The sequence below is a fragment of the Embleya sp. NPDC001921 genome, from assembly GCF_053594475.1.
Genome location: NZ_JBSFEO010000041.1, coordinates 24,496 through 46,460, shown reverse-complemented (window position 1 = coordinate 46,460; position 21,965 = coordinate 24,496). Strand labels below are relative to the sequence as shown.

Annotated in this window: 19 protein-coding genes and 1 riboswitch; of the genes, 5 read left to right on the top strand and 14 right to left on the bottom strand. The window is 72.0% G+C overall.

The genetic code is table 11. From position 1 onward, the window contains the following. Window positions 1-6: 6 nt before the first annotated feature. The gene (locus ACWCPW_RS37360) at window positions 7-1,335 is read right to left on the bottom strand and encodes an alpha/beta hydrolase family protein (protein WP_449766027.1); all 1,329 of its coding nucleotides are present in this window, start codon (window positions 1,333-1,335) and stop codon (window positions 7-9) included. Between the two features lie 270 nt (window positions 1,336-1,605). On the opposite strand from ACWCPW_RS37360, the gene ACWCPW_RS37355 reads away from it, so the two are divergent. Then, complete coding sequence (locus ACWCPW_RS37355; RefSeq protein ID WP_449766026.1) at window positions 1,606-2,967, top strand: cytochrome P450; 1,362 nt, start codon at window positions 1,606-1,608, stop codon at window positions 2,965-2,967. A 26-nt stretch (window positions 2,968-2,993) separates the two neighbouring features. Here the strand turns inward: ACWCPW_RS37355 and ACWCPW_RS37350 are convergent, their stop codons facing one another. Beyond that, window positions 2,994-3,602 (bottom strand): hypothetical protein, encoded by a 609-nt coding sequence (locus tag ACWCPW_RS37350; protein WP_449766025.1) that lies wholly within the window; start codon window positions 3,600-3,602, stop codon window positions 2,994-2,996. A gap of 115 nt (window positions 3,603-3,717) precedes the next feature. Beyond that, complete coding sequence (locus ACWCPW_RS37345; RefSeq protein ID WP_449766024.1) at window positions 3,718-4,629, bottom strand: aldo/keto reductase; 912 nt, start codon at window positions 4,627-4,629, stop codon at window positions 3,718-3,720. A gap of 46 nt (window positions 4,630-4,675) precedes the next feature. On the opposite strand from ACWCPW_RS37345, the gene ACWCPW_RS37340 reads away from it, so the two are divergent. Then, window positions 4,676-5,689, top strand: coding sequence for a DUF5937 family protein (locus tag ACWCPW_RS37340; RefSeq protein ID WP_449766023.1), 1,014 nt, complete (start codon window positions 4,676-4,678; stop codon window positions 5,687-5,689). A 37-nt stretch (window positions 5,690-5,726) separates the two neighbouring features. Here the strand turns inward: ACWCPW_RS37340 and ACWCPW_RS37335 are convergent, their stop codons facing one another. Then, the gene (locus ACWCPW_RS37335) at window positions 5,727-6,161 is read right to left on the bottom strand and encodes a DUF1707 SHOCT-like domain-containing protein (protein ID WP_449766022.1); all 435 of its coding nucleotides are present in this window, start codon (window positions 6,159-6,161) and stop codon (window positions 5,727-5,729) included. A 70-nt stretch (window positions 6,162-6,231) separates the two neighbouring features. Here ACWCPW_RS37335 and ACWCPW_RS37330 point away from each other — a divergent pair, with 70 nt between their 5' ends. Together ACWCPW_RS37330 and ACWCPW_RS37325 are read left to right on the top strand one after the other, a co-directional pair. Then, entirely contained in the window at window positions 6,232-6,816 is a 585-nt protein-coding gene (locus ACWCPW_RS37330) for a TetR/AcrR family transcriptional regulator (RefSeq protein ID WP_449766021.1), read from the top strand. 111 nt (window positions 6,817-6,927) lie between these two features. After that, a riboswitch (guanidine-III (ykkC-III) riboswitch) is annotated at window positions 6,928-6,990 on the top strand. A 14-nt stretch (window positions 6,991-7,004) separates the two neighbouring features. Beyond that, window positions 7,005-7,319, top strand: a complete 315-nt coding sequence (locus ACWCPW_RS37325) for a DMT family transporter (protein WP_449766020.1) — start codon at window positions 7,005-7,007, stop codon at window positions 7,317-7,319. Between the two features lie 67 nt (window positions 7,320-7,386). Here ACWCPW_RS37325 and ACWCPW_RS37320 read toward each other — a convergent pair whose 3' ends face one another. The 9 genes from ACWCPW_RS37320 to ACWCPW_RS37280 form a co-directional block, all read right to left on the bottom strand. Continuing rightward, a complete protein-coding gene (locus tag ACWCPW_RS37320) occupies window positions 7,387-7,710 on the bottom strand; it encodes a putative quinol monooxygenase (protein WP_449766019.1) in 324 nt (107 codons plus the stop codon). A 128-nt stretch (window positions 7,711-7,838) separates the two neighbouring features. After that, the gene (locus tag ACWCPW_RS37315) at window positions 7,839-8,687 is read right to left on the bottom strand and encodes an SMP-30/gluconolactonase/LRE family protein (protein ID WP_449766018.1); all 849 of its coding nucleotides are present in this window, start codon (window positions 8,685-8,687) and stop codon (window positions 7,839-7,841) included. Window positions 8,688-8,942: 255 nt separating this feature from the next. Beyond that, a complete protein-coding gene (locus tag ACWCPW_RS37310; RefSeq protein ID WP_449766017.1) occupies window positions 8,943-9,386 on the bottom strand; it encodes a GNAT family N-acetyltransferase in 444 nt (147 codons plus the stop codon). A 150-nt stretch (window positions 9,387-9,536) separates the two neighbouring features. Then, window positions 9,537-11,144 (bottom strand): glycoside hydrolase family 13 protein, encoded by a 1,608-nt coding sequence (locus tag ACWCPW_RS37305; protein WP_449766016.1) that lies wholly within the window; start codon window positions 11,142-11,144, stop codon window positions 9,537-9,539. Window positions 11,145-11,307: 163 nt separating this feature from the next. Then, complete coding sequence (locus ACWCPW_RS37300) at window positions 11,308-12,159, bottom strand: sugar ABC transporter permease (protein WP_449766015.1); 852 nt, start codon at window positions 12,157-12,159, stop codon at window positions 11,308-11,310. Beyond that, window positions 12,156-13,781 carry an ABC transporter permease subunit gene (locus ACWCPW_RS37295; protein WP_449766014.1) on the bottom strand — a complete coding sequence of 542 codons (1,626 nt, stop codon included), beginning with the start codon at window positions 13,779-13,781 and terminating at the stop codon, window positions 12,156-12,158. Before ACWCPW_RS37295 ends, ACWCPW_RS37300 begins: the two co-directional genes overlap by 4 nt. 23 nt (window positions 13,782-13,804) lie before the next feature. Next, the gene (locus ACWCPW_RS37290) at window positions 13,805-15,070 is read right to left on the bottom strand and encodes a sugar ABC transporter substrate-binding protein (RefSeq protein WP_449766013.1); all 1,266 of its coding nucleotides are present in this window, start codon (window positions 15,068-15,070) and stop codon (window positions 13,805-13,807) included. Beyond that, window positions 15,067-16,524 (bottom strand): alpha/beta hydrolase, encoded by a 1,458-nt coding sequence (locus ACWCPW_RS37285; protein WP_449766012.1) that lies wholly within the window; start codon window positions 16,522-16,524, stop codon window positions 15,067-15,069. Before ACWCPW_RS37285 ends, ACWCPW_RS37290 begins: the two co-directional genes overlap by 4 nt. Next, complete coding sequence (locus ACWCPW_RS37280) at window positions 16,521-18,266, bottom strand: glycoside hydrolase family 13 protein (protein ID WP_449766011.1); 1,746 nt, start codon at window positions 18,264-18,266, stop codon at window positions 16,521-16,523. The genes ACWCPW_RS37285 and ACWCPW_RS37280 overlap by 4 nt, the downstream gene beginning before the upstream one ends. A 255-nt stretch (window positions 18,267-18,521) precedes the next feature. Between ACWCPW_RS37280 and ACWCPW_RS37275 the strand changes: the two genes are divergently transcribed. Further along, the gene (locus ACWCPW_RS37275) at window positions 18,522-19,538 is read left to right on the top strand and encodes a LacI family DNA-binding transcriptional regulator (RefSeq protein ID WP_449766010.1); all 1,017 of its coding nucleotides are present in this window, start codon (window positions 18,522-18,524) and stop codon (window positions 19,536-19,538) included. 65 nt (window positions 19,539-19,603) lie between these two features. Here the strand turns inward: ACWCPW_RS37275 and ACWCPW_RS37270 are convergent, their stop codons facing one another. Further along, window positions 19,604-21,595, bottom strand: coding sequence for a GTP-binding protein (locus tag ACWCPW_RS37270; RefSeq protein ID WP_449766009.1), 1,992 nt, complete (start codon window positions 21,593-21,595; stop codon window positions 19,604-19,606). Window positions 21,596-21,965: the final 370 nt, after the last annotated feature.

Genomic DNA, 21,965 nt, shown 5'->3' with positions numbered 1-21,965 from the left:
CGCGGGTCACCCCAGTTCGCGGAACCAGCGGACGACGGCGGCGGTGCCCAGGCGGTTGGAGTCCGAGTGCGTCACCTCGGGGCCGAAGCGGGTGACCCGGACGTCCGTCCCGACGGCGCGCAACGCGGCTCGGCAGTGCGCCGTGTTCGCGGGTGCGGCCTCCTGATCGTCGACCGCCATGTACAGCCGTACCGGCACCCCCGGGCGCCAATTCGCGCACACCGAGTCGGTCTCCCGCAGCGCGGCGGCGAACGCGCCGGTGGGTCGCTCCAGCAGGGCCCGCCCGGGTCCGGTGAGCAGGCCGTCGAGGTTCTCCGGGGTCCCCCGCAGAACCTCGGCGGGTGTGTGCGAGCCGTCCAACAGGCCCTCGATGGTGTCCGCGTACAGCGGCTGGAAGACGTCGGCCGGTCGGTCGTAGACGTGGTGCAGGCGGTTGTAGGAGACCAGCAGCAGGCTCGCGTAGATCACGCTCGCCTTGTCGTCCAGGTCACCGCGCAGCAGCGCGGGCAGTTCGGCGCGGCGGAAGTCGTAGGCCCCGCTGATCGGCGCGATCGCGGCGACCCGGAAGAACGCGTCCGCGCCGGATCGGAGCGCGCGGGCCAGGCCGAGTGCGGCGGAGGCGCCCTGGGAGAATCCGCTGACGTACACCTCCCGTTCCAGGCTCCGTCCGCGCGCGTCGGCGAACGACCGTGCCGCGCGCAGCAGATCGAGCGAGGCGGTGGTCTCCGACGGGATGTCCATCCACGGGTGTGGGCCCGGGCCCTCGCCCTGACCGAGGTAGTCGGGCATGGTGGCGGCGAATCCGGCCGAGGCGAAGGTCAGCGCCGGCGCGATGCCCCACGTGTCCTCGGCCGTGGACGGCGCGTCGCGCCGGTACAGCTCGGTGCCGTGCGTGAACGACACCACGCGAAGTCGTCGATCGGCGTTCACCGGAAGCGCGAACAGTCCGGTCGCGGTGGTGGGTCGGCCGGTCGCGTCCACGGTGCGGTAGACCAGCCGGTACAGCGTGACGTCGTCGCGAACCGTGCCCGGGTCCCAGCGGTCGTCGCGCAGTTCCCGCCGGGCCTGCTCGGCGGTCACGGTCCGCAACTCGACGAAGTCCACGAGCGTGCCGCGCCCGAGCCGGTCGACGGCCGCCTGCGACGCGGCAGGCGTGGCGGGCGCGGCAGGCGCCGTGGCCCCGGCGGTCGCGGTGACCGACGCGCTGAGCAGGCCGGCCAGGACGAGCGTCGCCGTGAGCCGGCGAGTGGCAGAGCCGGCGATGGAGGTCGGGGCACCGGCGCGCGGTGCCGTACGGGAGTTCCTGCCTGGTGTGTCGAACCCTCGGTTTCCCATGCCTCGACGCTAGGCATTCGGCGCGCGGGCGAACATCCGGACAGCGGGGAGAGCGGGGTCCGGGCACGCCCGGGCCGAACCCTGGGGCATACCCGATGGACGCGCGGTTCGAAGTGTGCTCGGACCGGGGCCCGGCCGCCCGCGACGACACGTTCCGGTGTCGGAAACGTCCCCCCGCGCCCGGTCCGGCGCTGCTGGAATGGAACCGGACACCGCGCGGCGCGGTGGCGGCGCCCGAACACCGCCGTCCGGCACACGAGGGAGCGACCCATGACGACCCGACACCCGCCCCGACGGACCACGTCCACCGCGCGCGCCGGCCGGGCGCCCGGGGCCTGGCCCGTGTTCGGGCACCTCCCGCACCTGCTCCGCGCGCCGCTGCGCTTCCTCGGCTCGCTGCCCGCGCACGGCGAGCTGGTCGAGATCCGGCTCGGCCCACGCCCCGCGTTCGTGTTGTGCCATCCCGAACTCGCCCGGCAGGTGATGAGCGACGGCCGCACCTTCGACCGGGTCGGACCGCTGTACGAAGGCTCGCGCGCGGCCCTGGGCAACGGACTGGCCACCTGCCCGCACGCCGACCACCGGCGGCAACGCATGCTGATGCAACCCGCGTTCCGCTCCGAACACCTGCCCGGGTACGCCGACGCAATGCAACGGGAGATCGGCGTGGCGCTGGCGCGCTGGCGCCCGGGCCGGGTGCTCGACATGGTCGACGAGATGTTCGCGCTCACCACGACCGTTGCGGTCCGCACCCTGTTCGGCGGCGGCATCACCGATCGCGACATCGCCGAACTGCGGGACAGCCTGGACACCTTCCTCAAGGGCGTCTACCTGCGCGCGCTGCTGCCCGCCGTCGACGCCCTGCCCACCCCGGGCGCCCGGCGCTACACCCGGGGCCTGGCCACCTGGCGGGCCCACGTGAGCCGGATCATCGGCGAGCGCCGTGTGGACGACGCCGACGGCGGGGATCTGCTGGGTCGTCTGATCGCCGCCCGGGACGAGGAGGGCGGAGCGCTCACCGAGCGGGAACTGCACGACCAGGTCGCGGTGTTGATCCTGGCCGGCGCCGAGACCACGTCGTCCGCGCTGGCCTGGGCGCTGCACCTGATCGCCACGCATCCCGAGGCGGAGGCCGCGCTGCACGCCGAGGTCGACGCCGTCCTCGACGGGCGCGTGGCCGGCCCGGACGACCTGCCCCGACTGGAGTGGACCGGCCGGGTGATCCGTGAAGTGTTGCGGCTGTACCCGCCGGCCTGGGTGCTCCCGCGCACCAGCACGCGCGAGATCGAGGTGGCCGGCCGCCGGCTGCGTGCCGGCAGCACGCTCGTGTTCAGCCCGTACATCCTGCACCGGCTCCCGGAGTTCCACCCCGAGCCGGAGCGCTTTCGCCCGGAGCGCGACCAGGCCGACGGCGTCGCCCCGGGGGCCTGGTCGCGCGCTTCGTTCGTGCCCTTCGGTACGGGTCCGCACAAGTGCATCGGCGACACGTTCGCGTCGACCGAGGCCACGCTCGCGCTGGCCTCCATCGCGGCCCGCTGGCGCCTGCGCCCGGCCTCGGGTGCTCCGGTCCGGGCCACCCCGCGCAGCGTGTTGACCCCCAGCGCCCTCCGGATGCATCTGATCCGCCGCTGAGCCGGCTCCAGGGCGTGGCCGTTCGTTCAACCGTGGGCGGCCACGCACTCCCCCACGGCGTCGAACAGCAGCGTCCAGTTGGCCGGCACGCGCCGTACCGCGAAGGTCAACTGGAAGCGGACCACCGCCCACGCGTCGGGGTGCGCGCCGGCGCCGTGCGCGCGCACCACCTCGAGGGCGTGGTCGAGGCACTCGACCGGGTCGTCCTCGTCGAACCCCAGTCGCGCGTAGGCCCGACGCACGTGGTCCGGCATGGACAGCGACTCGTCCCACCCGGCGACCGCGTCGAGCAGATAGAGCAGGTGGCTGCCCGGAGCGGGGAGTTCGACACGCAGTCGGGCCGTGTCGAACTCCCGGTCCGCGTCCTGCGCCACCAGGTCCGAGCCCGATACGGCCCAGGCGACCAGGTCCGCCCAGTAGGCCGGTTCGTGCCGGCCGTCGGTCTGCCGGATGTGTTCGCTCGCGAACGCCGCCATCGCGTCCGGGTCGTCGATCAACGGCGAGACGACCATGTCGCTCGTGCCGTCGACGCCGAAGTAGTAGCGCCGCCCGTCGAGGACGAGCGACTCGATGCCGGCCACATGGCCGGTTCGTCCGGGCAGCGGGTCGAAGCGCTTGGCGGGATCGGGGTTCATGCCGACGACCGTAGCGACGATCACCGACGCCCTCGCCCCGAACCCGCGCCACCGCGGCCCGGCGATTCGGCGTGCGGCCGGTCTTCGCACGCGGCTCGGCCACCGGCCGCCGCGCTCACACCTCGCGTCGGTGCAGGTCCCCCAGCACCGCCAGGTCGGCCTCGGTCAGCCGCAGCCCGCCGGCGGCCACGTTGGCGACCAGGTGGTCCGGGTTGCCGGTGCCGGGTATGGCCAGCACGTGCGGCCCCTGGTGCAGCGTCCAGGCGATCCGCACCTGCGCCGTGCTCGCCCCGTGCGCCCGCGCCACCTCCAGCACCTCGGCCGCCTCGGTGCCGACGGCACCGACCTGGCGCCCGGTACCGGCGATGGCGTAGAACGGCACGAACGCGACGCCCTGTTCGCCGCAGGTGCGGACGAACTCGTCCTGGTCGGCCCGTACTCCGATGCCGTACTGGTTCTGTACGCACACCACCGGCGCGATCGCGCGGGCCTCGGCCAGTTGCTCGGGGTGGATGTTGGAAACGCCCAGGTGTCGGATCAGACCGGCCGCGCGCAGGTCGGCCAGAGCGCCGAAGCGCTCCGCGATCGAGTCGGTGCCCAGGACGCGCAGGTTCACCACGTCGAGGTGGTCGCGGCCGAGTTGGCGCAGGTTCTCCTCGACCTGGCCGCGCAGTTGCGCCGCGGTCCTCGCGTGCGGCGCCCAGTGACCCGCCGGGTCCCGGCCGGGTCCGACCTTGGTGGTGATCACCAGGTCGTCCGGGTAGGGGGCGAGCGCCCGGTTGATCAGTTCGTTGGCGGAGCGCAGCGGCGAGAAGTAGAAGGCGGCGGTGTCGATGTGGTTCACCCCGAGTTCGACCGCGCGGCGCAACACGCCGATGGCCCGCTCCCGATCGCTGGGCACCGCGTCGGCCGCGAGCGCCTCGCCGTCCTGCGTCAGGCGCATCGCGCCGAATCCGATCCGGTTGATCGTCAGGTCGCCGAGCGTCCAGGTGCCCGATTCCGTCGCGGTGATCGTCTGTGTGGTCATGGCGGCATGATCCTTGGGCACTACGCTGATCACCATTGATTAAGGCATGTCCGAATCCTCAGGGGTGGCGGTGTCGGCGAAGCTCGCGTTCTCGGCGGGGGATCTGGCCCGGATGCGGTTCGCCGTCTCGCCGATGTGGGAGGTCGGCCCCAGCTTCCGACTGCTGAGCTCCGGCGCCGCCCATGCGATCCACCGGCCCTGGATCGAGCAGGTCCGCCCTCGCGTGGCTGCCGCCGGGCTGGACCGGGGCCGGCTCGCCGAACTGATCCCGCCGTCGGGCTACGTGCCCGACTTCCTCAACCCGGCGCCCACCGGGCCCACCGCCACCCTGGCGGCGGAACTGGCCGAGATCGCGGCCACTCCCGTCGACTCGGTGCGCCGCGACCTCGATCGGCTGCGCCACGAGCGCGGCGGGCTGGGCCCCGGGGCCGAGGCCCTGTACGCCGATCCACCTACCCGGCTGGCCCGGGTCGCGGAGGAGATCGAGGCCTATTGGGAGTTGGCGCTCGCGCCCTACTGGGCGCGGATCCGGACGGTGCTCGAGGCCGATGTCTTCCACCGGGCCCGGCAGGTCGCCGAACGCGGGGCCGGTCGGCTCTTCAACGAGCTGCACCCGTCGGTCAGTTGGGACGACGACACGCTGCGGCTGGGTCGGCGGGAGCGGGCGCTGTCGCGGCAGACGGCGGGCGCGGGACTGCTGCTGATCCCGTCGGTGTTCACCGGACCGGACCCGTTCACCCGGGTGACCCCGCCCGAGCCGCCGCAACTGGCCTATCCGGCCCGGGGCATCGGCGGATTGTGGACCCCGCGTCCGGTCACCGGCACCGAGGCCGTGGCCGCCGTTCTGGGCCGCTCGCGCACCCTGTTGCTGGGCGAGCTGGACACCCCGGCCTCGACCACCGAACTGGCCCACCGAACCGGGCTCTCCGCGGCGGCGGTGTCCCAACAGTTGACCGCGCTGCGGGACGCGGGCCTGGTCACCGCGCACCGGGCCGGCCGCGTGGTCCTGTACGCCCGCACGACGATCGCCGAATCCTTCCTGACCGCAACGTCCCGGTGACCGACCGGGGCGCGCGAGCCCACCCGGGCGGCGTCGGTCAGCGCTCGGCCTCGTCGTCCGCGTCGCCGCGCGGCCAGACCGCGATCGCGATCAGGACCGCGGCCCAGACGCCCAGTGGCACGATCGGCCAGTAGCCGACCAGCTCACCCTTGAGCACGCAGCGTGTTCCCCACACACCGGTGAGGATCACCGCGCCGCCCAGCCAGTAGCGCCACTCCTGGAGCCACTCGCGCAGGTCCCGGCGATCCCGCTCCGCCCGCGTGGTCGCGACCGCGCGCGGCTGCGCGGCGGGCAGGTCCGCGGTGAGCTCCGCGAGTTCTCCGAGCACGGAGGCGGTCGCGGCGCGCGTCGCGCGCTCGTCGTACTCGCTCCGGTCCAGTCGACCCTCGGCGTAACCGGCGGCGAGCCGGGCCAGTGTGGTGTCGCGATCGTGATCCGACGCGCGCATGGCGTGATCGAGTCGAGCATCCACGACAATCTCCTTCCGGGTGGACACCGAGTCTTTAGAATACAGTCGTATCCGAAACTTGTCAGGGGGATCGATGCCCAAGATCGTGGACCGCGACGCGCAACGGCGGGCGATCGGGGCCGCACTGCTGGAGCTGGTGTCCCGCAACGGCCTCGACGAGGTCAGTGTGCGCACGGTGGCCGCCGCCGCCGGGCGCTCCGCCGGCGCGGTCCAGAAGTACTTCCGCACCAAGGACGAAATGCTGGGCTTCGCCGCCGAGTTGGCCGGCGAGGCGGTGGAGCGGCGGTGGGCCGAGGTGGATCCCACCGGACCGCCGCACGAGGTGTTGCGCCGCCTGGTGCTGACCACCCTCCCGCTGGACGCCGCCCGGCACGCCGAGGCGACCGTGCGCTTCGCCTTCGTCACCCGAGCCGTGCACCACCCCGGCCTGGCCGCCACCCAACGTGAGATCGACACCGACATCCGCGCGGCCCTGGCCGACTGGCTCGGTTCCGCCGCGTTGCCCGCACACGGCCGGGACGAGTGCGAGCACGTCGCCGACGCGGTCATCGCGTTGTCCGACGGCCTGGCCATGCGCATGCTCTACACGCCGGACGCGGAGGCCGAGCTGCTCCCCGCCCTGGACAACGCCTTGCGCGCCCTGCTCGGCGACCGCTGATCGCCGATAGCCGATCGCACCCCCTGGTGACCGGAACCACCGGGATCGTGCGCCCGAAGGGTGGTCGAATCCCGGATTTTGTGCGCCGAGTGGCGCGTGCGAGAGTGGTTCACGGAGCCCGAACAGGCTCCCGGACGAGGCACGCCGTACCCGGTTGAGACAAGACGGTGTCAGGGAGCGTGCCTGTCATGGCTTGGATCGTCTTGATCATCTCCGGTGTCCTGGAAGCCGTCTGGGCGACGGCACTCGGCAAGTCCGCCGGATTCAGCAAACTCTTCCCCACCATCGTGTTCGGCGTCGGCCTGACCGCGAGCATGGCGGGCCTGGCGTACGCGCTGCGCGAACTGCCGGTCGGCACCGGCTACGCGGTGTGGGTGGGTATCGGCGCGGTGTTGACCGTCACCTACGCGATGCTCTTCGACGGCGAGGCGTTCTCCGTCGTCAAGGTCCTGCTGCTGGCCGGCATCGTCGGCAGCGTCATCGGCCTCAAGGTCCTGCACTGAGGACCTCCGGCATCGGTGGGCCGGGCCTCGCCCGGGCGAGGCCCGGCTCACCGGCCCGGTGTCCCGGTCAGTCGATCTGCAATTCACCCATCGCACTCCACCCGTTCGTGTCCGGGATCACCGTGCTCACGATCTCCGGGGTGTGCCGGACCAGCGGACGGATCCGCTCCAGAGCCGCCTTGAAGTGGTCGGAGTTCACGTGCGCCGCGGCCGCGTCGTCGCGGAACGCCTCGACCAACACGTACGTGTTCGGGTCCTCGACGCTGCGCGACCACTCGAACCACAGGTTGCCCGGCTCACCCCGGGTGGCCCGGGTGAACGGCTCGACGTGCTTCGGCCACTCGTCGGCGTGCTCGGGCTTCACCGGAAACTTCACCACGATGAAAATCATTGGGTAACTCTAGGTCATCGCACCTGCGCACAGGGGGGTACACGAGCCGTTCCCGGCGGCGACCCGCGGAACGCGTCGCGAACAGCCGACCCGCTCGGCCGTACCGACCGGCGCGGCCGTACAGCCGCTCACCGGTCGACCGCCGGCACCGACACCGGGACCGCGACGAGCCGGCCGGTGCGCGGACCCTCCGTCGCGTCGGCCATGCCGTGCCATTCGGTGGCGACGACGAACAGCGTCCTGCCGTCGGGACCGCCGAGAGCACACGAGAAGCAGCCCCGGTCGAGTTCGACCGTCCGCAGCACCTCGCCCCCTTCCCGAACCCGCACACACCGCTGGTTGGGCACGTCCGCGTACCAGACCGCACCCTCGGCATCGACGCAGATCCCGTCCGGAACACCGTCGCCGAGGTCGGCCCACACCCGGCGATTCGACAGCCCGCCGTCCACCTCGAGGTCGAACGCGGTCAGGCGGTTGCCGTACGACTCGGCGACGATCAGCGTCGAACCGTCCGGGGTCACCGCCATGCCGTTGGGAAAGGCGACGTCGTCGGCCACCCGCCGGACCGACCCGTTCGCGGCGATCACCGCGATGAACCCGGGCCGGAACGCCTGCCCCGCCGACAGGTCGAACCCGATCCCGTTGACGTAGGCGTTGCCCCGCCCGTCCACCACGATCTCGTTGAAACCGTCCCCGACCGCGCCCAGGTCGGCGTACTCGACCAATGACCCGTCCGCTTCGAGGGTCACCACGCGTGCCTCGCTGGACGAGACGATCAGCAACCGCCCGTCCGGCAGCCGGTCGAAGCACATCGGCGTCGACGGAAACGGCACCCGCACCACCACCTCGCCCACACCGTCGGGCGCGACCGCGAGCACCTCCTGGGCACCCCAGTCGGAGAACCACAACCGGCCCTCGAACCACCGCGCCGACTCGCCGAAGGCGATGTTCTCCCGCAGGACGGTCCACTCGGACATGCGTCACGACTCCTTGGTCGACCCGAGGCGGGCCGCCGTCGGTGTCGACGGCGGATACCCTTTTCCCTCGGATAGACCCCGGCGCGCCCGAGAACTCATCGCCGAGCCGGAAGCGCCCCATACGTCGTGCACGAAGCCCACCTCCGGGAAGGCCGCCGAGGGCCCGTCGAAGAGCCTGCCTCCACGACCGCGCGGGTGCGGGTCGAAGAACGCCGCCGCGTACGTCCTCCGGGGCCGGCCGGGAGGACCGGGTCGTCAGGCGAGGCGCTTGGCGAAGATGTACTCGGTACTGCCCGGCGGGTAGTCCGGCACCGTGCCGACGAGTTCGTAGCCCTGTTTCCGGTAGAACTCCGGCGCCTGGAACTCCCAGGTCTCCAGCCGCACGTGCCGGCAGTCGCGCTCGGTCAGCGCGGTCTTCTCCGCCCGGGCCAACAGTTCCCCGCCGAGGCCGGTGCCGCGCCGGGTGGGATCGACCCACAGGAGGTCCACGTGCAGCCAGTAGGCCCACGTGTATCCGGCCAATCCGCCGATGATCGTGCCGTCGTCGTCGAGGGCGAACAGGTGCAGCGCCACCTCGTCCTCGGCATCGGTCCCCTGGAGCCTCGCCAAGTGCGGCGATGCCGCGACGTTGTTGTCGCCGAGCTGCTGCCCGAGCCAGGCCCGGCGGTCCGCGTCCACATTCGCTTCGAACTGCACCACGTACTCACCCTAGCCGGACGCGCGGCCCACGACGACAGTGCGCGCCCGACGGCGTTCCGTGCGCACGCGCCGCACCGCAACACGCCCACCTCGCGCGGCACATGGCCGCCGGCCGGCGGCGCCGCACGAACCCGCCGACCGAACGCGCCCTCAGCGACCGTCCACCGCGCACCAGACCGCAGTGTCGCCCGGCAGGATCCCGCCGCCGGGCAACTCGCCGCCGGCCAGCAACACCACGCCGTACTCGGGCAGCCGAACCGGCTCCGCGCCCAGGTTCACCGCGCACACCAGCGCGTCGCCGCGCCCGAACACCAAGGTGCCCTCGGGCGAATCGAGCCAGCGCAGCTCGGCACCGTCACCCAGCGCCGGGTGTTCGCGGCGCAACGCCAGCGCGGAGCGGTACAGCGACAGCGTCGAGGTCGGGTCGTCCCACTGCGCCTCGACGCTCAGCTCGCGCCACTCGCGAGGTTGCGGCAGCCACGCCGCCGCACCGGCCGGCGTGCCGAATCCGTACGGTGCCCGCTCGCCCGACCACGGCAGCGGCACCCGGCAACCGTCCCTGCCGCGTTCGGTGTGTCCGGACCGCTCCCAGCGCGGGTCCTGGAGCACCTCGTCCGGCAGATCGAGTACCTCGGGCAGGCCCAGTTCCTCACCCTGGTACACGTACACCGAGCCGGGCAGCGCCAGCGTCAGCAGCGCGGCGGCCCTGGCCCGGCGCAGACCGGTCGCGCCGCCGCCGTAGCGCGTCACGTGCCGGTGCACGTCGTGGTTGGACAGCACCCACGTGGCGGGCGCGCCGACCTCGGCCGAGCCGGCCAGCGAAGCGTCGATCACCTCGCGCAGCGCGTCGGCGGCCCAATCGGTGCCCAGGTAATGGAAGTTGAACGCCTGGTGCAGCTCATCCGGGCGCACGTAGCGCGCGGTCCGCTCCGGGCCGGGCGTCCACGCTTCCGCGACGGCCATCCGGGCGCCGGGGTACCCGTCCAGGATCCGGCGCCACGCGCGGTAGATCTCGTGCACCCCCTCCTGGTCGAAGAACGGGAGTTCGGCGTTGCCGAGCAGCTCGATGCCCGCGCCCGTGCCGATGTCCGGCAACCCCGGCGCCTTGACCAGGCCGTGTGCGACGTCGACCCGGAAGCCGTCCACGCCCAGGTCCAGCCAGAAGCGCAGGATGTCCTCGAACTCGGCGCGGACCTCCGGGTGTTCCCAGTTCAGGTCGGGCTGCTCGGGGGCGAACAGGTGCAGATACCAGTCACCGTCCGGCAGCCGCGCCCAGGCTCGTCCACCGAATACCGACTGCCAGTCGTTGGGCGGGAGTTCGCCGCTCTCGCCGCGTCCGGCCCGGAAGTGGTACCGCTCCCGGGCGGCCGAGCCGGGGCCGGCCGCCAGCGCCTCGACGAACCACGCGTGCGCCTCCGACGTGTGGTTGGGCACCACGTCGACGATCACCCGCAGCCCGTGCGCGTGCGCGTCGCGCAACAGCGCCTCGGCATCCTGCAACGTCCCGAACAGCGGGTCCACCGACCGGTAGTCGGCCACGTCGTAGCCGTGATCGGCCTGCGGAGAGGCATAGAACGGAGTGAGCCACACCGCGTCCACCCCCAACGCGCTCAGATAGCGCAGCCGGCTGCGGACTCCGGGCAGGTCGCCGATCCCGTCGCCATTGCCGTCCGCGAAGCTGCGCACGTACACCTGGTAGATCACCGAATCGCGCCACCAACCGGTGGTCGTAAGGGAGTTCGTGGTCGTGGCGGTCATCCGAGAGCATCCTTCACTGAACGAGAACTTGACACGAGAACTTGAAGCGGGAACTTGCAGCGAGGATTTGGAACGGGATCTTGGGACGGGAACCCGACACGAGAACCTGGGGCGGGAACCGGGATACGGATGCGATCGCCGCGACCGCGGCACCGCCGACCCCTCAGCTCTTCACCGCACCCGCCGTCAACCCGCCGACGATGAACCGCTGCAGGAACTGGAAGAGCACCAGCACCGGCAGCGCGGCGATCAGCACTCCGGCCGCGAACACGCCCCAGTTGCGCCCCACGCCGTACGAGATGAAGTGGTAGAGCCCGACCGCCAGCGTCTGCTTGTCCGGGTCGCTCAGCACCAGGCTCGCGATCACGAAGTCGTTGAGCGTCGCGACGAAGGACAGCAGGGCCACCACGGCCAGCACCGGAGCCACCAGCGGGAGCACGATCCGAAAGAACACCTGTGCGTGGGACGCCCCGTCGATCCGCGCGGCCTCGTCCAGGTCGCGCGGCACGGTGTCGAAGAAGCCCTTCATCAGATAGGTGTTCACACCCAGGGCGCCGCCGAGGTAGATCATCACCAGCCCCAGCCGACTGCCCAGGCCGATCGCCGGGAACACGTCGTCGAACGAGGAAAGCAGCAGGAACAACGCCACGTACGCGAGCAGTTGCGGGAACATCTGGACCAACAGCAGCGTGGTCAACCCGGCCTTGCGTCCGCGGAAACGGAACCGGGAGAACGCGTAGCCCGCGCACGCGCCCAGGAACACCGACCCGATCGCGGTGGCCAGGCCGACCGCCATCGAGTTGACGAACCACTTGCCGAACGGGTGCAGCGGATCCTCGAACAACTCCCGGTAGTGCCTCCCGGTGGTGTCCGCGAACAGCTCGTTGGACCCGGTCAGCGTCCCGCTCGGATTCAGCGACGCGGACAGCACGAAAACCAGTGGGAAGACCGCGACCAGCACCGCGAGGACGCCGATCAGGTGCCGCCATCCGGTGCGGGCGAACCAGCGGATCATGTCTGCTCCTCGAACGCGCGGCTGCGACGCAGGCCGATGACGGAGATCGCGGCGACCACCACGAAGATCAGGATCGAGACGGCGCAGGCCAGGCCGTACTGGCGGTTGCTGCCGCCGAAGGCGAGTTTGTACACGAGCGAGATCAGCAGGTCGGTGGAGCCGACCTCGATCGGGGCGTCGGGGTCCTTGGGACCGCCGCCGGTGAGCATGTAGATGACGTTGAAGTTGTTGAAGTTGAAGGCGAAGGTGGCGATCAGCATCGGCGTGACCGCGGTCAGCAGCAGGGGCAGCTTGATGTGCCGCAACACCTGCCGCCGCCCGGCGCCGTCGATCCGCGCCGCCTCGGTGACCTCGGCCGGGATCGCCTGGAGCGCTCCGGTGCAGATCAGGAACATGTACGGGAAGCTGATCCACACATTGACCGCGAGCACGCTCAGTCGGGCCAGCCACGGGTCGGTGAGCCACGGGATGTGCGCGCCGTCGAGCAGCGACACGTTCACGTAGCCGTAGTCGGTGTTGAGCATGCCCTGCCACACCAACGCGGCCAGGAACGCCGGGAAGGCGTAGGGCAACATGATCAACGAGCGGTAGATCCGGTGCCCGCGCAGGCGCTTCCCGTCCAGGATCGTGGCGAGTACCAGGCCGACCCCGAACGGCACCGCCACCGACACGGCGGCGAAGAAGAACGTCCACACCAGCACGCCCAGGAACGGGCCGCGAATGTCGCGGTCGGTGAGGATGCGTTCGAAGTTGTCCGGGCCGACGAAGACCTTCCAACCCGGACTGAGCCGGGTGCCGTCCGGCGCCGCGAACACGCCGTCGGAGGTGGGTCGGTACACGATGCCCGTGGCCCGGTCGGTGATCGTGTCCGCGCTTTGGTCGTAGTCGAGGGTCGAGCGATAGGCCGCCGCGCTGATCCCGTCCGCGGTGCGCAGGCTGCCGCTGTTCGGGTCGTCCGCCACCGGCACCCGCAGTTCACTGATCTCCCGCTGTCGGCCCGCGATCTGGCTGTACGTCAGCGCGTGCCACCCGGGTGCGGCCACCGCGCGGCCGCCCGCGTCCGGCACCGGTTGCGCGACCGGTTCCAGCGGGTGCCCCGCCCAGCCCAGGCGTACGCTCCGGTCGGGCAGGGTCACCAGCAGGCCGACCCGGTCGCCGCGGGCGACGACCGAGGCGGGTCGCACGGGCGAGTCGGGCACGCGGGTCTCGCTGTGCGCGAGGATCGCCGCGACCGCGTCGGGCTTGTCGCTGTTGTGCCCGTCGCCGTAGTTGGTGAACGCGGCGACGCCGGTGTACAGCACGACGTACACCTGGTAGACGAGCAGCAGCGCGATGCCGGGTGCGAGGTACTTGGCGGGCACGTGCCGCTTGGTGGCATAGACGACGTTCACCGCGACCGTGCCCACGAGCAGGGCGCCGAACATCCACCACGAGCGTGCCGCGGCCAGCGCGAACAGCCCGTAGACCGCGAGGGCGTCGACGATGGCGAGCAGGACGATCCGGACGGCGAGGCCGCCGAGGCCGCGGTGGTGGGTCGGGGCCGGCCGGCTCGCGTCCGGGGAGGCCGGGGCTCGCCGGCCCGGTGGGGTGTGCGGCGGCTGGGTGGGCAGGGTCTGGGTCACGGTGTCTCCTCGTCCGCTCCGCGTCAGCCGGCGGCGATCTTGGCGCGGATCCGGCCGGCCATCGCGGTGGTCAGCTCCGCCGGGTCGCCGCGGCCCTGGACGATGGCCAGTTGGGTCAGGCCCCAGTCGGCCCAGACGCTGTCCATGGCGGGCAGATTGGGCGTGGGCGCACCGGCCTGCGCGGCGCGCGCGAAGCCGGCCACGACCGGATCGTTCGCGACCTGGTCGAGCACGGCGGTGGTCGCCGGGACCCGGCCGCCGGTGTCGTACAGGGCCCGTTGCGCCTGCGGCGTGGACAGGTAGTTCAGGACGAAGTCCTGGGCCAGGATCGGATTGGCCGACTTGGCGCCGACGAAGAAGCCCTGCACGCCGACGAACGGCTGTGCCGGGGCGGTGTCCGCGCCGGGCACCGAGTCCACCGCGAAGGGCACGTGCGCGGCCTTGAAGGTGGCCGCGTCCCATGGGCCGGCGAGCAGGAACGGGGTCTGGCCCTTGAGGAACGCGTCGGTGGCGATGTCGGCGGTGAGCGACGTGGAGAGCACGCCGTCCTTGCCGAGCCCGCGCAGCCAGGGCGCGAAGCGCAGGCAACCGGGGCTGTCGAGTTCGAGCTTGGCCGGGTCGTAGGCGCCGTCCGGTTTCGTGCCGAAGACCCGACAGTCGAACGAGGTCTGCAACGGGTAGAGGTGGTACGGCGATCCGCTCTTGGGGTCGACCGGCACCGCGACCGGCAGCTTGGCCTTGCCCTCGTCGACCAGGCGCCGTCCCGTGGCGAGCAGGTCCGCGAACGACGTGGGGGCCTGCGGCGCGAGTTCGGTGTTGCGCAACAGCGCGATGCTGTCCAGCGCGTACGGCAGCCCGTAGGTGCGGCCCTCGTAGCGCATCGCCTCCAGCGCGACCGGGGAGAACGCCGCGGCCCGATCGCCGAGTTCGAGCGGCGCCAGCACGCCGTTGTGCACGAGCTTGCCGAGCCAGTCGTGCGGGCCGACCACGACGTCGGGTCCCTGACCGGTCGGGGCCTGCGAGACGAAGTCGTCGCGGATCTCGCCGAGCCCCTTCTGCACGACCTTGACCTTGACGCCCTTGTCCCGGGTGAACGCGGCGGCGATCTCCTGGAGCGGCTTGGCGCGCGCGTCGTCGGCCCATACGGTGAGCGATCCGGTGGCCGCCGCCGGGCCGGACGCGGCGGGCGAGGCGGCCTTGTCGCCGTCGCCACCGCTGCCGCCGCCACCGCACGCGGTGGCCAGCAGGGTCGCGGCGAGCACGGCCGGAAGCAACAGGCGTGGTCTCACTGGGTCTCCTCCGAGGGTGTGGTCGCGTCGTCGCCGGCGTTCGCCCGGGTGCGCTGTTCGGCGTTCGGGTCGCTCCAGGCGGGTACGTGCAGCCGGATGTGCCGGTCGCCGTCGTGGTGGAAGGGGTCGCGGATCGCGGTGCCGTCCTCGTGCAGGCCGTCGCAGCGCCAGCCGCGCCCGACCGCGCCGTTCAGTCCGACCCCGCGCGGCAGCCGCCAACTGCCGTGGTAGGTACCGGCGGCCACCCGCGTGGTGACCAGGCCGCAGAAGTACACGGTCTCTTCGACAGGCAGGTCGGCCGACGTGGTCAGGGTGACCTCCAGGAGCGCGTCCGCGCCGCCCTCGACCACCTCGACCTCGCCGTGCGCGGTGTGCCCCTGGGCCACCGCGGTCAGTTCGACCACGCCGGGCCGGGCCGGGGCCACCCGGGCCGGGCCGAGCGGGCGCAGCACCTCGGCCGGCGTCCAGGTCGTCTCGGCGCCGAGCACCGAGTACACGCAGCCGTCGGCGCGTACGCCCACGGGCGCGACACTCGCCTGCTCCTGCCCGGTGGCGAACACGACCCGATCGGGCAGCCGCAGGTCCACCAGCGGCGAGTCGGCGTCGCCGAACAGGTGCAGCAGCGCGCTGCCGATCCGCTCGGCCCACGCGCTCTCGTGGTGCGGCGCCCAGGGGTCCTCACGAAAGCGCACCTCGCGATCCGGCGCGTAGCCGAGGTCGGTGACCAGGTGGTCGACCAGGTCGCGGGTGTGCCGGACGGTGATCAGGCCCTCCATGCCGCCGATGTCGACCCAGAGCCGGGCCGGGCCGCGCGCGCTCTGCCGCCGGTGGACCGGGGTCTCCTCGAGCGTGACCGGGTCGACGAAGACCAGGAAGGGCGAGAGCACGCCCGCCAGGCCGAACACGTCCGGGCGGCGGAAGGCGAGGTGGTAGCTGACCAGGGCGCCCATCGACGAGCCGAGCACGGCGGTCGCGGCCGGGTCCTCGGTGACCGAGTAGCGGGCCGCGATCAGCGGGCGCACCTCCTCGATCAGGAACCGCTCGTACAACTCGCCCCGGGCCAGGGCGCGCGGGTCGCGCGGGTAGGGCACGTGGTGGCTGTACTCGGCGCCGCGCGAGTCCCGGCCGTTGTCCACGGCCACCGCCACCAGCGGCGGCAGCAGGCCGGAGCCGATCAGCCGGTCCAGCGTCTCCTCGACCCGCCAACTGGGTTCCAGACCGGTGCGGGCGAACACGTGTTGCCCGTCGTGCAGCCACACCACCGGGTAGGGCCCCGCGAGCGGGTCGTAGCCGGGCGGCAGGTACACGTGCACGTCGCGGGTGTTGTCCAGGTGCGCCGAGCGCACGTCGCTCAGCGTCTCGATCACGCCGGTGCCGGCGGCGGTCGCGGGCATGGTCGGGTGCTCTCCCGTCTCGGGTTCGGATGTGGGGCCGGCCGCGGTGGGCGAGGTCACGGTCGCTCCACCTGCCAGACGTGGAACGCGGGGCCGTCGCCGGGCAGCGGTTCGCCCGGGCGCAGATCGGGTCCGCCGGTCAGGCTGCGCGCCGCCACCGGCGCCGCGATCGGGGTGTGCCCGGCCCGGTTGACCTGGATCAGCAGCGTTTCCTCCGGCAGCAGGCGCTCGTACAGCACGGTGTCGGGCGCGCAGTGCAGCCAGCGCAGGCCGCCCTCGCGCAGCGCGCGATGGCCGCGACGCAGCGCGATCAGGTCCCGGTAGACGCGGTGGGTGTCGTGATCCCAGCGGGAGGGGTCCCATGGGAAAGGCCGCCGGCCGTCCTCCAGGTGCACCCCTTCGACGCCGACCTCGTCGCCGGCGAACACCATCGGCAGGCCGGGCAGGGTGAACATCAAGGCCGCGCCCAGGTGTTGGTGTTCGCGGCCGGCCATCGAGCGGAACCGCTGGGTGTCGTGCGAGTCGAGCAGGGTCAGGTTGTGGGTGTACGAGCGCCACGGAAGCAGCGCGGCGAAGTCCCGCATGACGGCCGCCAGTTCGACGCCGCCGTAGCCGGGGATGGGACCGGGCACACCCCAGAACTCGGTGAGCGGCGCATCGGCGAGCCAGCCCCAGACCGGGCGGGTGAAGCCGGAGTAGGCCATGGTGCCCTGCCAGCCGTCCCCGCGCAGCGCCGCGGACGCGTCGTGCTGGTGCTCGGCGAGCAGCAGCGCGTCGGGTACGGCGGCGTCGAGGGTGGCCCGCGTCGTGCGCGCCACCTCGGCGTTGCGGTCCTGGGTGCCGTACCGGCCGGCGGACTGCGCGACGTCGATCCGCCAGCCGTCCAGGCCGAAGTCGCGCGGGTAGCGGGCGACCACCGAGTCGGGTCCGTCGTACAGCCGCGCGCGCAGTTCGGCGGACGCGTGGTCGAACTTGGGCAGTGTGTCGACGCCGCAGAACGACGCGTAGCGGTCCCGGTCCTGGGCGTCGAAGTAGTAGAAGCCCGCCTCGGCGGAGCCCGGTTCGGCCCGGCCCCGGCGGAACCACTCGTGTCCGTCCCCGGAGTGATTGAGCGTCAGGTCGCCGATCACCCGCATGCCGCGCCGGTGCGCCTCGGCGGTCAGCGCGCGCAACGCCTGGTCGCCGCCGAGCAGCGGGTCCACCCGGTCGAAGGTGGTCGCGTCGTAGCGGTGGTTGGAGCGGGCCGGGAAGAACGGCGTGAGGTAGAGGACGTTCGCGCCCAACGAGGCGATGTGGTCCAGCTTTTCGACGACTCCCCACAGGTCGCCGCCGTACATCTGCTGCAACGCGCCGGCGGTGCCCCACCCGACCGGCTCGTCCCACGCGGCGGGCCTGGCCCAGTCCGGCATGGCCGCGTCGCTCTGCCGGACGGAGCGCGCGAAGCGGTCGGGAAAGATCTGGTAGACGACGGCGTCGGCGGCCCACGCGGGCGGCGCGGGGTAGGTGGTGAGCGTGAAGTCGCCGGTGTCGGGCACGTCGCGGGAGGCGATGCCGGCGCCGGTGAGCCAGCGGTTGCCGTCGGGGGTGTCCAGCAGGAAGCGGTAGCCGAATTCGGTGCTGCCGACCTCGACGCCGACCCGCCACCAGGTCTCGTCGCCGACCACCCGGTCCACCGTGGCCTCGGTGAACACCGGTTCGCCGTCCAGTTTGGTGCGCACGTGCACGCGCTGGGTGCCGGACGCGGTGCGGCCGCGGACGAAGAGCTCGACGCGCTCGCCGGGATCCGGCGACGGGTTGCTCACGTATGCCGGTGAACCGTCGTGATGTGCCACTGTGTTACAGAGTGTTTCCGGTGGGTGCATGGTGTTTGCGACTCCGAAACATGCCGTTCATCAGGTCGAATGCTGAGGAGCGTAAAAGCAACCCGCAAATCACTGCAACACTCTGCAACATGTTTCAAAGATTTTGTTGCAGTGGCGAAACGCGTTTCGATAGCCTGGGTCGCCACCGAGGACCTCGGGGAGAGTCCTGGGGACAGAGAGTGAGGTGAGCGTCGCGTGACACTGGAGCGACCTTCGGTCCGCCGGATCGCCGACCGGATCGGGGTGAGCGCGGCGACGGTGAGCCGGGTGCTCAACGACAAGCCCGGGGTCGCCGAACACACCCGCACCCGGGTCCTGGACGCCATCCGCGAACAGGGCATGGTCGCGCCGGCACCGGTCGGTCAACCGTTCGTCGGCATCATCGTCCCGGAGCTGGAGAACCCCGCGTTCGCGCTGCTCGCCGGCGCCATCGAGGCGCGGCTGAGCCAGTACGGCGTCACCGCCCTGATCGGCAGTTCCACGAAACACGGGCCGACCGAGCTGGACTACATCGAAACACTGTTACGGCGCGGCATCGAGGGACTCGTCCTGGTCTCCGGGCGGCACGCCAATCCCGAGGCCGACCACGGCTTCTACTGGCACCTGCACCAGAAGCACGTGGCGATGGTCCTGGTCAACGGCGGGGTACCGGGCCTGCCGGTGTCCACGGTGACCACCGACGAGGCGGCGGGCGCCGCGATGGCGGTGGCCCACCTGCACAGCCTGGGGCACACCCGGATCGCGCTGGCCGGCGGCGAGGAGTTCTACCGCCCCTCCCGACACCGGCTGGCCGGCTACCGCGCGGCGATGACCGCCACGTTCGGCGGGTGCGACGACTCGCTGTACGTGGAGTCCACCTACTCGATCACCGGCGGCCAGGCCGCGGCCCGACGACTCCTGGACGCGGGGGCGACCGCGATCGTCACGGGCAGCGACCTGATGGCGCTCGGCGTGGTCTCGGCCGCGCGCGAGGCCGGCCGGCGGGTGCCGCACGACGTCTCGGTGGTGGGGTATGACGACTCCTACCTCGCGGCACACAGCGACCCGCCGCTGACCACGGTGCAACAGCCCATCGAGCAGATGTCCACCGCGATCGCGACCGCGATGTGGCAACGGCTCCAGGGCTACCACACCCCGCACGTCGACCACCGCTTCGCGCCCCGCCTGGTCGCCCGCGAGTCGACGGCGGCCGTCCCACCGCACCGGGACTGACCCCGAGCACCGACGCACGACGCGTTCCGCCGCGCCCGCCAGGCCCGGGCGCGGCGGATCGCGCGTCAGGAGCCCCGCACCCGACCCAGCGTGTGGAGCATGTATCGATCCCGGTCGTAGGGATCGGGCCCGGTCCGAACCCGGATCGGGATCGGGTGGCCGGTGAAGGCGCGATAGCCCTCGAATTCACTGACCAGGACCCCCTCCCCCCGGGTCGACTCGGGCAGCCGCCGGGTGACCCCGTGCAGCTCGGCGGCCGGGATCGTGCCCCGCACCAGGCAGCGGTCACCCCGCGTGGACTGCTCCTCGGGCACCGCCCGCGCACCCGCCAGCAGTGCCGACACCGCCCCGACGCTCGCCGCGGGTGCCTCCAGCTCGAACCGGTGCGTCGGCTCGAACACGCGCGTCCCGGCGCGTTTGAGCGCGTCGCCGACGACCAGCGGTGTGACGTTCCGGAAGTCGCCCGCCGCGCTGAGCGGACTGGCGAAACCGGTCCGGGTCAGCGTCACCGCGCAGTCCAGCACCTCCCAGCCGCGCACGCCCTGGCGCAGCGTGCCGTGCACGGATTCCTCGATCGCCCGATGGAAGGCGAGCGGCAGCCCGCCCAACCGCACCCCCAGCCGAAAGACGATCCCGGCCCCGGGGTCCGCCGGTTCGACCCGCAGACCCACGGTCGCCCAGAAGAAGTTCACCCCGTCACCGGCGATCTCCTGCACCGCCTCGCCGACCCCGACCGGCTTCTCGAAGTACAGCGGTCGCGACTCCTCGAACGCGACCCGCAGGTCGTACGTGTCGGCCAGCGTCGCGGCGATCACCTCCTTCTGCACCTCGCCGTACAGGCGCACCGAGATCGCCCCGGTCGCCTCGTCGCCGCGCACGTCGATCATCGGATCCTGCTCGGCGATCCGCAGCAACGCGGCGTAGAGCGCGGGCCGTTGCGCGGGACTCGACGGCGTCACCTCCGATTCGAGGGTGGGCGGGGCGAACAGGCCCCGGGTGGGCAGCCCGTCCGCGGTCCCCAGTTGGTCGCCGACCCGTACCTCCGCCAGGCCCCGGACCTTGGCGATGGAGCCCGCGGTCGCGTCCGCGTCCCGCAGCCGGGTGCCCTGGTCGAACACCTGGACCGCCGACGTGCGCCCGCTCAGCTCGACCACACCGCCGCCGTGATCGCGCCGATAGAAGGCGATCGCCGCACGCGGGCGCAGCGTGCCGGTTCGGGTGCGGACGTACGCGATCTTCTCCCCCGACCGGCCCCGCTCGATCTTGAGCACCACCGCGCTCAAGGGTTGCGCGGCCACCTCCTCGCCTACTCTGGGCAGGAGTTCGGCGATGCCTCGGACCAGGTGGTCGATTCCCTCGCCGGTGATCGCGGAGCCGAAGAACACCGGATACACCCGGGCGTGCTCGACGTGGCGCGCGAGCGCGCGCCGAAAGTCGGCCTCGGTGAGGGTGACCCGGTCGTCCAGGTACGCGTCCACGAACGCGTCGTCGTGGTCGGCGAAGGCCTCCGCGAGCCGGGCCGCGAACCGCGCGTCCGTGCCGGCGAAGGGGGTGAATCGTGCGTCGGGGGTGCCCGCTTCGGCGACCGATCCCATCGCGACGCAGTTCGGGCCCAGTTCGGCGGCGATCTCGTCGAGCAGGTCGGCGTAGCGCGCGCCGCGGCGATCGATCTTGTTGACGAACACCAGCACGGGGATGCGGAGTCGGGCAAGCGAGCGGATCAGTACCCGCGTTCGGGCCTGCACTCCCTCGACCGCGGACACCACGAGTACGGCGCCGTCGAGCACGCGCAGCGCGCGTTCGACCTCGGCGACGAAGTCCGAGTGGCCCGGGGTGTCGATCACGTTGACCCGGAGGTCGCCGATCCGAAACGCCACCACGGCGGACTGGATGGTGATGCCGCGCTCGCGTTCGAGGGCAAGCGAATCGGTCTGCGTGCTTCCCTCGTCGACGCTGCCGATCCGGGTGATCACACCCGCGTCGAACAGCAGGCGTTCGGTCAGGCTGGTCTTGCCGGCGTCAACATGCGCGACGATCCCGATGTTCAAGTGGTTCATGACGGCCAGTGGCTCCCGCAGCGGATGAGTTGATCGGACGAACTCCGTTGAGACCGCTGGTCTTTCCGCGCATGAGGGGTGCCCTTTCCAGGTTGATTCGTGCCTTGGGTTGCGCCCGACCCTAACATCGCGGACCGGATCCGCCCGGTTTCCACTCCGTGGTCGAGCGGCGCCCCTGGCGGCACCGGCTTCCGCCCGTCCTCCGCTCCGCCTTCCGTTCCCGGCCCCGTGCCCTGTCCGGCGTCTCGTCCCGTCCCCTGCTCCGTTGCAGGCTCCGTTGCGAGTCACGTTGCAGCTCACGTTGCCATTCGCGTTGCAATTCGCGTTGCAGGAACCATCCACCGCCCGCGCGGGGCGGCCTCCGATACCC